General features: G+C 70.8%; 12 protein-coding genes and 1 riboswitch. Of the genes, 4 read left to right on the top strand and 8 right to left on the bottom strand.

Annotated elements, in window-relative coordinates:
- Nucleotides 1-578 precede the first annotated feature (578 nt).
- Complete coding sequence (locus ABZ893_RS14280) at nt 579-1,802, top strand: cytochrome P450 (protein ID WP_361402044.1); 1,224 nt, start codon at nt 579-581, stop codon at nt 1,800-1,802.
- 97 nt (nt 1,803-1,899) lie between these two features.
- On the opposite strand, the gene ABZ893_RS14275 is transcribed toward ABZ893_RS14280, so the two are convergent.
- The 3 genes from ABZ893_RS14275 to ABZ893_RS14265 form a co-directional block, all read right to left on the bottom strand.
- Nucleotides 1,900-2,541, bottom strand: a complete 642-nt coding sequence (locus ABZ893_RS14275) for a hypothetical protein (protein WP_361402041.1) — start codon at nt 2,539-2,541, stop codon at nt 1,900-1,902.
- Nucleotides 2,542-2,657: 116 nt separating this feature from the next.
- Complete coding sequence (locus tag ABZ893_RS14270; RefSeq protein WP_361402461.1) at nt 2,658-3,332, bottom strand: YoaK family protein; 675 nt, start codon at nt 3,330-3,332, stop codon at nt 2,658-2,660.
- Nucleotides 3,333-3,447: 115 nt separating this feature from the next.
- Nucleotides 3,448-4,551: a HoxN/HupN/NixA family nickel/cobalt transporter gene (locus tag ABZ893_RS14265; protein WP_361402038.1), complete on the bottom strand. Its 1,104-nt coding sequence runs from the start codon at nt 4,549-4,551 to the stop codon at nt 3,448-3,450.
- A 27-nt stretch (nt 4,552-4,578) separates the two neighbouring features.
- Nucleotides 4,579-4,801: riboswitch (cobalamin riboswitch) on the bottom strand.
- Nucleotides 4,802-4,890: 89 nt separating this feature from the next.
- Here ABZ893_RS14265 and ABZ893_RS14260 point away from each other — a divergent pair.
- Nucleotides 4,891-5,253 (top strand): metalloregulator ArsR/SmtB family transcription factor, encoded by a 363-nt coding sequence (locus ABZ893_RS14260; RefSeq protein WP_361402035.1) that lies wholly within the window; start codon nt 4,891-4,893, stop codon nt 5,251-5,253.
- Between the two features lie 95 nt (nt 5,254-5,348).
- Here the strand turns inward: ABZ893_RS14260 and ABZ893_RS14255 are convergent, their stop codons facing one another.
- Nucleotides 5,349-5,825: an inorganic diphosphatase gene (locus ABZ893_RS14255; protein ID WP_361402458.1), complete on the bottom strand. Its 477-nt coding sequence runs from the start codon at nt 5,823-5,825 to the stop codon at nt 5,349-5,351.
- A 117-nt stretch (nt 5,826-5,942) separates the two neighbouring features.
- Nucleotides 5,943-6,419 (bottom strand): GNAT family N-acetyltransferase, encoded by a 477-nt coding sequence (locus tag ABZ893_RS14250; protein WP_361402032.1) that lies wholly within the window; start codon nt 6,417-6,419, stop codon nt 5,943-5,945.
- 278 nt (nt 6,420-6,697) lie between these two features.
- On the opposite strand from ABZ893_RS14250, the gene ABZ893_RS14245 reads away from it, so the two are divergent.
- A complete protein-coding gene (locus tag ABZ893_RS14245; RefSeq protein ID WP_361402029.1) occupies nt 6,698-7,414 on the top strand; it encodes a class I SAM-dependent methyltransferase in 717 nt (238 codons plus the stop codon).
- 51 nt (nt 7,415-7,465) lie between these two features.
- Here the strand turns inward: ABZ893_RS14245 and ABZ893_RS14240 are convergent, their stop codons facing one another.
- Together ABZ893_RS14240 and ABZ893_RS14235 are read right to left on the bottom strand one after the other, a co-directional pair.
- On the bottom strand, nt 7,466-7,945 hold the full coding sequence (locus tag ABZ893_RS14240; protein WP_361402026.1) for a DUF4440 domain-containing protein: 480 nt from the start codon (nt 7,943-7,945) through the stop codon (nt 7,466-7,468).
- Nucleotides 7,946-8,142: 197 nt separating this feature from the next.
- Entirely contained in the window at nt 8,143-9,417 is a 1,275-nt protein-coding gene (locus ABZ893_RS14235) for an alpha/beta hydrolase-fold protein (RefSeq protein ID WP_361402023.1), read from the bottom strand.
- Between the two features lie 241 nt (nt 9,418-9,658).
- Here ABZ893_RS14235 and ABZ893_RS14230 point away from each other — a divergent pair, with 241 nt between their 5' ends.
- A complete protein-coding gene (locus tag ABZ893_RS14230) occupies nt 9,659-11,320 on the top strand; it encodes a phosphatidylglycerol lysyltransferase domain-containing protein (RefSeq protein ID WP_361402455.1) in 1,662 nt (553 codons plus the stop codon).
- Here ABZ893_RS14230 and ABZ893_RS14225 read toward each other — a convergent pair.
- Complete coding sequence (locus ABZ893_RS14225) at nt 11,307-12,662, bottom strand: hypothetical protein (protein WP_361402452.1); 1,356 nt, start codon at nt 12,660-12,662, stop codon at nt 11,307-11,309. The two genes, ABZ893_RS14230 and ABZ893_RS14225, sit on opposite strands and share 14 nt — an antisense overlap.
- Between the last annotated feature and the right edge of the window lie 145 nt (nt 12,663-12,807).

Genomic DNA, 12,807 nt, shown 5'->3' with positions numbered 1-12,807 from the left:
ACCCAGAGCGGTGCGGGGGATATGCCTCGTGGCACGGAGGGGTCGGTGCGAGCGCCGTCGCTCGTGCTCCGACCCGCTCTCCGGAACGACTCAATAGTTAGCCGGGCCCTGAGAGGGGCGCAAGGATGTGACGTACTACCCCACTACGGAGGAATGTCCGAAATGACGGGTGATGGTGTGGCCACACACCCCGACGGGCGTGCTTAACCCCTACTAACGCCGTTGGTATGTGATCTGGCCCCTATGGGCCGCCTCACAGCCTGAGACCCTCCGGAGTTGCCCAGGTCACGCGTTTCGGCCTCTTCGGCGGGGGTTCTGAGCGCGCACGGAGGGCGCGAATCTCCGTGTAGGTGGCTCTCTGTATGCGAGGGGACACCCTTACGTGTGTGACGCCTCCCCGGTCCTACGTGTCTCATGCACGACGTGACACACGTCTCTCCCACGACATGCCACCCACACGGCGACACACCACCCACCTACACACCACATCTGTCCCGATCACACCCCCACGGGGTGTCTGCGCCGACGGAGTGTCAATAACCTTTGGAGCGTTGCCTGTTAATCACTCAAGGAGCTTCATGTCCACCGTGGAAATCCCCGACATCCTGTCGCCGGAGTTCGCCGCCAACCCTTACCCCGCCTACGCCGCCATGCGTGAACACTCGCCTCTCCTGTGGCATGAGCCCACGCAGAGTTACGTCATCTCGCGGTACGCCGATGTCGAGCGCGTCTTCAAGGACAAGGAGTCGGAGTTCACCACCGACAACTACAACTGGCAGATCGAGCCGGTGCACGGCCGCACGATCCTGCAGCTCAGCGGCCGTGAGCACGCGGTGCGCCGCGCTCTGGTGGCGCCCGCTTTCAGGGGGAGCGACCTCCAGGAGAAGTTCCTGCCGGTCATCGAGCGCAATTCGCGTGAACTGATCGACACGTTCCGTGCCACCGGCTCCGTCGACCTCGTGGACGCGTACGCGACCCGCTTCCCGGTCAACGTGATCGCCGACATGCTGGGCCTGGACAAGGCCGACCACGCACGCTTCCACGGCTGGTACACCACCGTCATCGCGTTCCTCGGCAACCTGGCCGGCGACCCCGACGTGGCGGCGGCAGGTGAACGTACCCGCGTCGAGTTCGCCGACTACATGATCCCGGTCATCCGGCAGCGCCGGGACAACCTCGGCGACGACCTGCTGTCCGCGCTGTGCGCCGCCGAGGTCGACGGTGTCCGCATGAGCGACGAGGACATCAAGGCCTTCTGCAGCCTGCTGCTCGCGGCCGGCGGTGAGACCACCGACAAGGCCATCGCCAGCATCTTCGCCAACCTGCTCACCCACCCCGAGCAGCTCGCCGCCGTCCGCGAGGACCGCACGCTGATCGCCCGCGCCTTCGCCGAGACCCTGCGCTACACGCCGCCGGTCCACATGATCATGCGCCAGTCCGCGACCGACGTGGAGCTGACCGGCGGCACGATTCCTGCGGGCGCCACCGTCACGTGCCTGATCGGCTCCGCCAACCGCGACGAGGACCGCTACGCGCGGCCCGACACCTTCGACATCTTCCGCGACGACCTCAGCACCACGCACGCGTTCTCGGCCGCCGCCGACCACCTGTCGTTCGCGCTCGGACGCCACTTCTGCGTCGGCGCGCTCCTGGCCAAGGCGGAGGTCGAGATCGGCGTCGGCCAGCTCCTCGACGCGATGCCCGACGTGCGGCTCGCGGACGGGTTCGACCTGGTGGAGCAGGGCGTGTTCACGCGGGGGCCGCAGTCCCTGCCGGTGCAGTTCACGCCCGTAGCCTCTTGAAGTACCGCTGTAAGAGCGTGAGTTACGTGGAATCGGCCACGTAACTCGGAACGGGCGCGTGCCCCCGCATCGGGTTGGCCGCCGCGACCCTCGGTCGTCACTTCGACTGCGGGGCGCGCGTCCTGCGCCACAGCAGATACGCGGCACCGCCCGCGAGCGCCGCGCCGAAACCGATCCGGCCCAGGTCGAAGCCGCCGCCCGAGCTGCCGCCGACTCCCGCGCGGGCGCCGCGCGGGACGTCGTGCCTCACCGTCATCGGCGCGCTCCACCGCCTTCCGTCAGGGCAGGAACCTACGACGGACCACTGGGAGCCGGCCGCCGCGCTCAAGCTGCTCGGCTCGGCCAGGCGGGCCATCCCCCGGTACTCCGTACGGCCACCGTCCTGTCCTCGGCCTCCGCCGCTCGCGGGGAGCATGACCGAGCCCTCGGCGAAGGCGCTGGAGCTGGCCGTGATGGAGCCCTGGCCGCTGCGACCACAGGACACCGTGATCTCGACCGTGGACGAGGCCGACACGGTCGTCGGGGAGAGGAACACCTCCGCGGTGCTCGAGCCACTGGCGGAGATGCGGTCGCCCGACGGGCCCACGGGGTCGCGCGGGGACCCGGCGTCGGCGCCGGGAGCGGTCACCGCGTCGGGAGCCGTCATCGCGGCGGGCGCGGTCACAGAGCGGGCGGCCAGGTGCTGCGGCGCTGTGACGGCCCCGGGCGCGAGCGCCGTCAGGCACGCGGTCGTCGTCATGACGGTGGCTATGGGACAGAACATCCGGCGACTCTCCCGTTCCGTGAGCCACCGCGGCCGAATGCCGCGGTCCTGCTCCGGACGCTAGAGAGCGCGGGCGGACGCCGCCCGCAGGACTAGGCCGATCGGGGGCCGCCCCCGCCGCCGTTCGCGTTCTTCTTCCCGCCCCCGCTCGCCATCTCGCCCTTCTCGCGGTAAGCGACCCCCGTGGCCGTCACGAGCAGGGCGCTGACGAGAAGAGGCCAGCCGAGCCCGTGGTGCAGCACGAGCAGCGCGCCCACCCCGGCGCCCGCGAGCATCGCCGCCACGGAGACGACCCGCAGCACGGCCCGCGGATTGGTGCCCCCGGCGAGCGAGGAGTCCGCGGCGAGCCCCGTCAGCGTCATGGTCAGGACCGTGGTGGTCATCTCGGGGACCCCGAGCTTGCGGACCGTGGCGTTGCGCAGCCCCATCGCCCACGCGATGACCGCGATGAGCGCGTACATCGCATGGCCGGGCCGGGCGAACGCGATGGCCGACGCCACACCGAGCATGACCGCCTCGATGGCGAAGACCGAGCGGATCCACGTCTCCCGGGAGCGCCCGGCGAACGCCGCCGCCAGCCGCCCCGCGCACACCGCGCCCACGAGGAACGCGCCGAGCGACGTCAGCGACCCCGCCACGGAGAACCCGGGGGCTCCGGCCGCGGCGAAGCCGATGATGACGACGTTGCCCGTCATGTTCGCCGCGAAGACATGGTCGAGGCCCAGATAGCTGATCGCGTCGACGATGCCGCTCACCACCGTGAGCACCGTGAGGGCCGCGGTGACGGCGGCCGGGGGCGCCGCCGGCGCGGACGCCGCTGGGGGAACGCTCGCTTCGCTCACCCGCACGACTTTACGAGTGAGGCCCCCGGCGGTCCATGGGTCAGGAACGCAGGGCCCAGCGTTCCTCGACCTTCGCGAGCCGCCAGTACGCGATGGCCACCGCCCACACGACGACGAAGAGGCCCACGATGACGAACCCGACGTTGTCCAGGTCGAGCCCCGCTATCCAGCTCGTCACCGCGTCCCGCAGGTCGAGCTTGTCGTGCAGGACACCCACCAGCTCGATGGTCCCGATCAGGAACGCGACGGCGATCGACAGGCCGGTGATGGCGAGGTTGTAGAACACCTTGCGTACGGGGTTCGAGAACGCCCACTGGTACGCGAAGTTCATGAACGTACCGTCCAGGGTGTCGAACAGGCTCATGCCGGCGGCGAACAGCAGCGGCAGGCACAGGATCGCGTACCAGGGCAGTCCGGCCGCCGCGCCGCTGCCCGCCATCACCATCAGCGTGACCTCGGTCGCCGTGTCGAAACCGAGCCCGAAGAGGAAGCCGAGCGGGTACATCTGGCCCGGCCGCGTGATGGACCTGGTGAACTTACCGAGGATCCGGTTCATGAACCCCCGTGAATCCAGGTGCTGTTCGAGCTCCTTCTCGTCGTACGAGCCCGCACGCATCGCACGGAACACCCGCACGATCCCCACGAGCGCGACGAGGTTGAGCGCCGCGATGAGGTACAGGAACGACCCGGAGATCGTGGTGCCCATGACGCCGAGCGTCTGATGGGTGGCCGACCCCTCGTTCATGATCCGACCGGCCAGCGCGGTGCCGCCCGCGATGAGCGCGGCCAGCACGACCACGACGCTGGAGTGTCCGAGCGCGAACCAGAAACCCACGGACACCGGGCGTTTGCCGTCGGCCATCAGCTTGCGGGTGGTGTTGTCGATCGCGGCGATGTGGTCGGCGTCGAACGCGTGCCGCATCCCCAAGGTGTACGCGGTGACGCCGAGGCCGATCCCGAACGCCTTGGACCCCACCTCGTAGTGCTCGGGCACGACGAGTAGGAACAGGACGCCGAACGCGACGACATGGAGTGCGGCTATCACCGCGAGGAGTCCGGCGGTACGGACGGTGTCCTCGCGCCGCCATTCGAACGCGCCGCTTCCGGACGCGGGGGACTTCGGAGCCTTTACAGGCAGGGTCATACGATCACGCTCCAGCACCTCGTGGATCACTTCGTGAGATGCCGTGGCCGGTCTCCTGGCTGACGGGTGTCCGCGTCCGCCCCTGCCTTCCCAGTCGCTTGTGGCGGCCAGTGGCATCGCGGGGCGAGGCGTCCCGGGTCTCTCGTTGCCGAGGGGCCCGGGGCCCGATCACAGTGGCGAGGGCCGCTTCGGTCTGAGTCCTTGACGGACTGTCACCGAATTCCCGAACACCACGGCCCGTCCACAGTAGAGGCCGGGCGGCGACGCCTGCAAGGCTGCACAGTTGCGTAGGTGTACGCGGGTATTCAAGATCACACCCGTGGCTGCGAGGATGTGCCCATGCATCTCGTCCCCGCCGAGCGCGCCGGCCGTCGCACGATCGACGGCCACCGGGTCTGCGACGCCATCGCCGCCATCGGTGAGCCCGGACATGTCCGCGCCTGGGCCGACCGGTTCTCGCTCCTCGCCGACGCCCGGCGCCTCGCGCTGCTGCTCGCCCTGTACCGCGCCGGTCCGCTGGCGGTCTCGGATCTCGCCGTGGCCACGGGCATGAACGACCCGGCCGTCTCGCAGGCGCTGCGGCTGCTGCGCGCGGCGGGTGTGGTCGAGGGCGAGAAGGAGGGCAGGGTCGTGCGCTATCGGGTCGTGGACGCGGCGACGGGGGAGTTGTTGAAGCAGTGTGGGGCGGACGGGGCGCACTGACGGCGCGGGCGCTTATGTGAGCGTGCCGGGGGCGCCGATACGTGGCCCCGACACCCGCCCTTGCCCCCGCTCCCGCCCGCCAGTGCTACGTCAGGTCAGCCCTCCTGCCCGGCCTCGGCCGCCCGCCGCACCGCCGCACCGATCTCCGCGTACGTGAGCGCGCGGCCCTCCCAGTGCGAGCCCTCGACGGACTTGCCGGGTTCCAGGTCCTTGTAGACCTCGAAGAAGTGCGTGATCTCCAGACGGTCGAACTCGGAGATGTCGTCGATGTCCCGCACACCGGCGTAGCGCGGGTCGTGCGCGGGCACGCACAGGACCTTCTCGTCCATGCCCTTCTCGTCCCGCATGACGAACATGCCGATCGCGCGGCACTCGACGGTGCAGCCGGGGAACGTCGGATCACCCACCAGCACGAGCGCGTCCAGGGGGTCGCCGTCGTTGCCGAGGGTGCCCTCGATGTAGCCGTAGTCGGCGGGGTACTGGGTCGAGGTGAACAGCATCCGGTCGAGCCTGATACGGCCGACGGCGTGGTCCATCTCGTACTTGTTGCGGGAGCCTTGCGGGATCTCCATGAGCACGTCGAACGCGTGGATCGCGTCGGTGCCGCGGGCTTCGTCGGTGTGACGCACCTCGTTGTCCAAACCGGCCTCCTCGTCCACCCCGAGTGTGCGCCAGTGGGCGGGGGCGCGTCACCCGATGGGAAACGCCAATTCGGGCCGGTCCCACATCACGGCGGGCGGATTCGCGGCCTCCGTGCCGGTCCGTACGGCGCCCACGCCGAGGTAGAAGCCCTCGGCAGGCGGGTGGGAGACGACGCGGACCGAGGTGAGCCCGGCGGCGCGCGCCTCGTCCTTCATGTGGGCGACGAGCAGCCGCCCGATACCGAGGCCCTGCGCCGCGTCGGCGACGAACATCAGGTCGAGCTCCGGCGGCACGAGCGTGAGCGCATAGAACCCGAGCGCCAGATCTTCCGGTCCCACGGCAACGAAGACACGATGCGCCTCGATGTAGTCGGGACCCACCCGGTACCCGTCCACCATCGCCGCGTACGGAGCCTCGTAGGCACGGGACGAGCGAACGATCCGGGTCAGCCGCTTGGCGTCCCGGGCAGTCGCCCTACGCACCCGAACCGCCTGTTCCCCGGTACGCGTAATGCTCGAATCCATACCGTGAGTATTACGCATCCAGCCGCGCCGATCGACCCAGGTCCGCACCCCTCATGCGACGGGAACCGCGGACCGCACCTGCCGCAGGAACGTCAACTCGCTCTCAGGAAGAAGGAGTTCTTCCCGGCGCGTACCCGACCTGACCAGGTCGACGGCGGGGCGGATAGGACGCTCCGCGAGGCCGCTGCCAACCCCCGTAGCCCCCGGCAAGGCGCCCGCTCCCCGGTGAAGCGGCCGCCCAACCGCGAAACACCCGCCCCCGGCCTATGCTGACCCCGATGTTCGAACCCGAAGGGCCCACAGTCCGGGAGCTCGCCGTTCAGGCGTTGTCCTCCGTCGAGCGTGGCTACGACCTGCTCGCGCCCAAGTTCGACCTCACGCCGTTCCGGACGCCACAGGTGATCCTCGCGCCTGTTGCCCGCGCCCTGCATCGCCTCGGCCCGTTCGGGCGTGGGCTCGATCTGTGCTGCGGGACCGGCGCGGGGCTCGGTGTGCTGCGGCAGGTGTGTCGCGAGCGACCCGTAGGGGTCGACTTCAGTGCGGGCATGTTGACGGAGGGACGCGCGGCGTACGGGGACGGCGCGGACCTGGTGCGCGGCGACGCGCTCGCCCTGCCCTTCGGTCCGGTCTTCGACCTGGTCGTCAGCTTCGGGGCGTTCGGGCACTTCCTGCCCCGGCAGCGACCCGAGCTGTTCGCGCAGGTCCACTCCGTACTGAAGCCCGGTGGCCGCTTCGCGTTCCCGCTTCCGGCGCCCGCGCGGCCCGGCTCACGCGGCTACTTCGCGATGCTGGCCTTCGATGGCGCGATGCGCGTGCGGAACGCACTGTGGCGGCCGCCGTTCGTCATGTACTACCGCGGTTTCCGCCTGGGCGACGTACGGAGAGAGCTGAACGCGGCCGGATTCGACGTGGCTCTCCAGGCGCTGCCCGAGCTGGGCGAGCGGAGCGACGGCAGCCCGAGGTGCCGCCTCCTGGTGGCGACCCGTAAGCGCTGACCCTCGTCGCTGACCCGTAAGAGCGGCCCCGCATTCGTTGACGCGTAACCGCTAACGGCCCGTGTCCGGCACCCCGCCCGCCTGCCGCACGTCCTCATGCAGGTGCACGATCAGCCAGCGTCCGCCCTCGGGGTCTCTGTGCAGGACTGCCGTGTTCCGGATCAGCTCGGGGCGCAGCGGGGCGCCGTCCGGACCGGGCTCGAACGCGACGCGCAGCCAGTACCGCAGGACCGCCGTGTCGCCGAAGACGTCGACGACCGGGTCGAAGGGGCGCGGACTCCTGGTCACGGGACCGTCCGCCGGCCGCTCGGACCGTACGCGGTCCAGGTCGGGCTTGCCGAGCAGCAGGTTCTCGTCCGCCGGGTCCCAGATCGTGGCCTCCGGGTCGAGCCGCGCGTCGACCTGGGCGCGGTCCCCGATGGCGTACGCCTCGTACATGCCCGTCACGACGGACCACACGGCGGCCACGTCGCCGGGCGCCGCGCCCGGCCTGGCCAGTGCGGGGCGTGCGGTCACGGCGGACTCGGGCATACGGATGCTCCTGGTCGGACGGGGAAAGCGCGGCGGCGCCGATGCCAGGCCACCGTAACGGGTCGCCGCCGACCGGCGGCCGGCCGGGCGCCCGGCCCGGGACCTGGAACGTAGTGGCCCCGCCCGCCCCGGGCGCTGGTTGCACCGGGGCGGGCGGGGCGGTCGAGGGGGTGCCAGTGGCGCGGACGCCCCGCGTGTCAGTGGCGCGGACGCCCCGCGGCCTGGGTCGTGGGCGGGTGGGCCGGTGCCGAGGCCGGCTTGTGGGCGGGCGTGCCGGGACCGTGCTTGACCGGCGGGGCCGGCGTGATGTCCTGCGGGAACGTCAGCTGGCTGCTCATCCACTGCATCGCCGGCGAGATCTCCCGCAGCCAGGTCGTGAAGTGGTGGCTGCCGCGCGGCAGGATGATCTGGGCCGACGTCATGGGCGGCTTCACCGCGTGCAGGAACTGCATCGTGGCGGCGTAGTCCTTCTCGCCCTGCCTGCTGCTCGCGGCCAGCACCGACACGTGCGGGACGGGCAGGTGCTTCAGCCGCCACACCAGGTCGTGCTCACGCTGCCGCTTGGCGCCGGCCGGACCCGAGCCGAACAGGCTGCCCGTGGTGAGGTCGTCCGCGATCTTGTAGTCACCGGACAGGGACGCGGCCGACGTGTACACGTTGGGGTTGCGCAGCGCGAGCTGGAGCGAGCACGTGCCGCCCGACGAGTAACCGAGGGCGCCCCACGCGCTCGGGTCGTGCCCGACGCGGTACGTCTGCTTGATCGCCTCGGGCAGGTCCTTGGTGAAGAAGGTCTCCGCCTGCGGGCCGCCCGGCACGTCCACGCACTCGGTGTCACGCGGCGGCGCGATCGTCGGACGCACCATCACGATCACCGTCGGCTGCATCTTGTTCTGCTGCAGCAGATGGTCGGCGGTCTGCGGCACCTGGAGATACTGGGCGAGGTTCATGATGCCGCCCGGATAACCACTGATGGCGACCATCACCGGGAACCGCTGGCGGTGGTACTGCTGCTGGAAGTACTGCGGCGGCAGGTACACGAACGCCGGGTTCACGGCCCGGGTCCGCCGGCCGATGATCTTGACCGACTCGATCTTGCCGACCTTCGAGGGAGGCCCCTGCGGAAGGCCCTTCACGCGGTCGAGGCCCTGCGGTCCGGCCGGCTGCACGAGCCCGCCCTGCGTCGACCCGACGGTGGAGACACCGGACTGACCAAGGGCCGTGACCTGGGCCGGAGCCTTGTCGACATTGCCGAGCAGCTCGCTCCAGGACCCGTAGAAGTCGAACTGGGTGTTCACAGCGATGGCGAACGCGGTGATAATCGTCAACTGCGTGGCAGCGATCACCCCGAGGCGGCCGAGGACGGCCGCGGGCCCGCGGCGGGCGAGGCGGGGCCACACCCAGACCGTGAGCCCCACGCACACCAGTGCGGCCAGCACTGTCGCGTATTCGAGTGCCCGACTCGTCAGGCCCATGTTTTCCTCAACTTTCAGCCGTCATCTGCCTTGTTAAGCAGTTTTCATGGGGAAAGAGGCACGGTGGCCGCGGAAGGTTTGCCGTCGTCCGCGTTCTTACCGTGCTCCTGTGTCGCTCTTACTCCCCGGTGGTGCAGCGCTTCTACTCTCAGTCACTGTGAAACAACGCCCCGCCGCAGTGGCAGGTCACACGTGCCTGATCATCGGAATCCTGGACATCGCGTCGGCGATCTCCCCGCACATGCAGGAGACCCGCATAGAGCGGATCGCCACGTACGTGCCGGGCCTCGCCGAAGACGTGGCGCGCGCCGCCGCGCTCGCTGCCGGACTACTCCTAGTGATGCTCGCCAGAGGCCTGCGCCGGCGGAAACGGCGCGCCTGGGAAGCGGCCGTCGGACTGCTCGCGGTCAGCGCGCTGGTCCAGGGCTTCCGCCACCACGCGTTCATCCCGGCCGCCGTCTCGGCCGTCCTGTGCGTCGCGCTCATCGCGTACCGCAAGGAGTTCTACGCGCTCGGCGACCCGCGCGGCAGAAAGCGCGCCCTGTGGAACTTCGTCGTGCTCGGCGGGTGCAGTTTCGCCCTCGGCCTCCTCATCGTCGGCGTGCGCGCGGATCAGGAGACCGGCCACGGCATCGCGTTCCTCGACCGTGTCCAGCAGGTCGGCTACGGCATGATCGGCGCGTACGGCCCCATCGAGTACACCAGTGACCGGGTCGGCGACATCGTCCACTTCTCGCTGCTCGCGCTCGGCGTCGTCACCGCCATCACCAGCATCTACCTCGCCCTGCGGCCCGTCACCATGCGCCCAGCCGACAGCGACGAGCGCCTGCGCTCCCTGCTGGCCGACGAGGGCCGGCGCGACTCCCTGGGCTATTTCGCGCTGCGTGAGGACAAGAGCGTCCTCTTCTCGCCCTCGGGCAAGGCCGCCATCGCGTACCGCGTGGTGTCCGGTGTGGCCCTCGCGGGCGGCGACCCGATCGGTGACTACGAGGCGTGGCCCGGCGCCATCAAGGAGTTCCTGCACCAGTGCACCCTGCACGCCTGGACCCCCGCCGTGATGGGCTGCAGCGAACTCGGCGGCCAGGTCTGGACGCGCGAAGGCGGCCTCAAGGCACTGGAACTGGGCGACGAGGCCATCGTCGACTGCGCGTCGTTCAGCCTCTCGGGGCGCACCATGCGCAACGTCCGGCAGATGGTCAACCGCATCGAGCGTGGCGGCTACACGTGCCGTATGCGCCGCGTACGCGATCTGCCCGACGAGGAGAAGAAGCGGCTGCGTGAGGCCGCCGCGGCCTGGCGGGGGAACGCGACCGAGCGCGGGTTCTCCATGGCGCTCGGCCGGTTCGGCGACCCCGACGACGGGGACTGTGTCGTCGTCACCGCCCACCAGGACGACGAGCACGGCAACGACCGCGTACGCGCCCTGCTGCACTTCGTGCCGTGGGGCGAGGACGGTCTCTCCCTCGACCTGATGCGCCGCGACCGCACGGCCGAACCCGGCCTCAACGAGCTTCTGATCGTGGCCGCGCTGCGCGGCGCCCAGGGGCTCGGCGTACGCCGTATGTCGCTCAACTTCGCGGTGTTCCGGGCCGCTCTCGCGCGCGGGGAGCGCCTCGGTGCTGGCCCGGTCCTGCGGGTGTGGCGCGGCCTTCTCGTGTTCCTGTCGCGCTGGTTCCAGATCGAGTCCCTGTACCGGTTCAACGCCAAGTTCCAGCCGGTGTGGGAGCCGCGCTTCGTCGTGTACCCGACCGTGCGTGACCTGCCGAGGATCAGCTGGGCCTGCCTCCAGGCGGAGGCGTTCGTGGTCCTGCCCCAGCCCGCCGAGCGACTCCGCCAGCTCCTGCGCACCCGCCCCGCCTCCCGCGAGGACAAGCCGCACCCGGTCCGGGTCACCAACCCGTGAACAACAGGTGGTTGACCGCCAGCGCGAGCATCGCCTGCGTGGTCAGCCACCCCCGGCGCCACCGCTCCGGCAGCAGAGCGGTGGCCGCCAGGAGCCACACGGCGAACGGGAGCCAGATCCGTTCCGTCTCCGCCTTGCTCATCCCCGAAAGATCAGCGGCCAGGAGGGCGAACGCCGCGCCGAGCACGACCGTCGCGAGCCGTCCTTCCGGCTCCGCCCGGGCGCGCAGCACCCGCCCGGGAACCCGGCGCAGCCCCGCCACCGCGGCAAGACCCACGATCAGCACGGTGCACGCCAGGTTGGCCCACACCCAGTACCCGTAGGGCCGGACCCCGCCCGCCCCCTCGTAGTAGCGCCGCGTCAACAGCCGGTACGCCTCCCACCAGTCGAACCCGGCGAGCGTGAACGCGACCGGCACGACGGCCGCCCCCACGAGGAACAGCGGCAGCGGCCGCACCGTACGCGCCACGACAAGCACGGCCGCCCCGACGAGGGCGATCAGCGTCAGGCCGTACGACAGGTAGCAGGTGAGCCCGAACAGGAAGCCGCTGCCGAGTGCCGCCGTCCGGCTGTCGCGGGTCGCCGCCACCGTGAGCAGCGCCACGGACCAGGCGGCGACCGCCGCGAAGTAGCCGTCGGCCGACGTGCCCACCCAGACCGCGGCCGGCGCGAGCACCAGGTACGGCGCCGCGCGGCGCGCGAGCTCTTCGCCCGCGAGTGCGCGCACCGCGACGAGGACGGCGACCGACGCCGTGCAGCCCACGGTGATGCACCAGACCCCGGCCCACCCACCCCCGCCAAGGCCGATCCGGTCCAGGGCGACGAACGTCAGGGTCGCCGCCGGCGGGTGCCCCGCGACATGGGGCGGCCAGTGGCCGGGGGAGTGCAGCAGGATGTGCCGCGTGAAGTCCCGCAGCGTCGCGCCGACGTTCCCGAACCGGTCGATGACCGTCAGGTACTCGTACGGCGTCGTCAGGCGCCCGGCGATGCCCTGCTGCCAGCCGTCGACCAGCGCGAGCGAGAACGTCCAGGCCGCCGACGCGGCCCACACGGCGGGCAGCAGCATCCGCCACCGCAGGCGGGCGGCCACCAGGGGCCCGTATCCGACGACCAGTACGGCCACGCAGACCGCGGCCGGGGTGCCCACGCCCATGTGCGGGTACCAACGGGCGTACAGCGGAGGCCAGTTGACGTGCAGCGTGCCGTGACGGTCCTCGATGTAGCGGCCCACGAGGACGGCCACCACGACCAAGGCGGCCGCGGCCGCGGCGGCCACCAGGTCACGGCGTGTCCCGCCGTCGGACGAGGTGGCGTTGCGGCGGCCCGGGCGGAGTGCTTCCAGTTTCACCCCTCGCACGCTAGGCGCCCCTCCGGCCCGTCCGGTGGCAGCGCGGGCACGCGTCACCGAACCGTCAGATCTTCCAGCGCCGATCCGGCGACCCGCCGCACTACCGTCGGAGCAGGCCGGCGGGGCCCCCGCCGCGCAC

The organism is Streptomyces sp. NPDC046821, from assembly GCF_040645335.1.
Taxonomy (GTDB): Bacteria; Actinomycetota; Actinomycetes; order Streptomycetales; family Streptomycetaceae; genus Streptomyces.
The sequence above is the reverse complement of the archived record's forward strand: the minus strand, read 5'-3'. Positions and strand labels throughout refer to the sequence as shown.

What these genes read in the sequence shown, in the direction of transcription:
- ABZ893_RS14240 (WP_361402026.1), bottom strand. Translation starts at nt 7,945, where the DNA reads ATGCCCGAGTCCGCCGTGACCGCACGCCCCGCACTGGCCAGGCCGGGC.
- ABZ893_RS14255 (WP_361402458.1), bottom strand. Translation starts at nt 5,825, where the DNA reads ATGGAGATCCCGCAAGGCTCCCGCAACAAGTACGAGATGGACCACGCC.
- ABZ893_RS14250 (WP_361402032.1), bottom strand. Translation starts at nt 6,419, where the DNA reads ATGGATTCGAGCATTACGCGTACCGGGGAACAGGCGGTTCGGGTGCGT.
- ABZ893_RS14260 (WP_361402035.1), top strand. Translation starts at nt 4,891, where the DNA reads ATGCATCTCGTCCCCGCCGAGCGCGCCGGCCGTCGCACGATCGACGGC.
- ABZ893_RS14265 (WP_361402038.1), bottom strand. Translation starts at nt 4,551, where the DNA reads ATGACCCTGCCTGTAAAGGCTCCGAAGTCCCCCGCGTCCGGAAGCGGC.
- ABZ893_RS14245 (WP_361402029.1), top strand. Translation starts at nt 6,698, where the DNA reads ATGTTCGAACCCGAAGGGCCCACAGTCCGGGAGCTCGCCGTTCAGGCG.
- ABZ893_RS14275 (WP_361402041.1), bottom strand. Translation starts at nt 2,541, where the DNA reads ATGACGACGACCGCGTGCCTGACGGCGCTCGCGCCCGGGGCCGTCACA.
- ABZ893_RS14280 (WP_361402044.1), top strand. Translation starts at nt 579, where the DNA reads ATGTCCACCGTGGAAATCCCCGACATCCTGTCGCCGGAGTTCGCCGCC.
- ABZ893_RS14230 (WP_361402455.1), top strand. Translation starts at nt 9,659, where the DNA reads ATGCAGGAGACCCGCATAGAGCGGATCGCCACGTACGTGCCGGGCCTC.
- ABZ893_RS14235 (WP_361402023.1), bottom strand. Translation starts at nt 9,417, where the DNA reads ATGGGCCTGACGAGTCGGGCACTCGAATACGCGACAGTGCTGGCCGCA.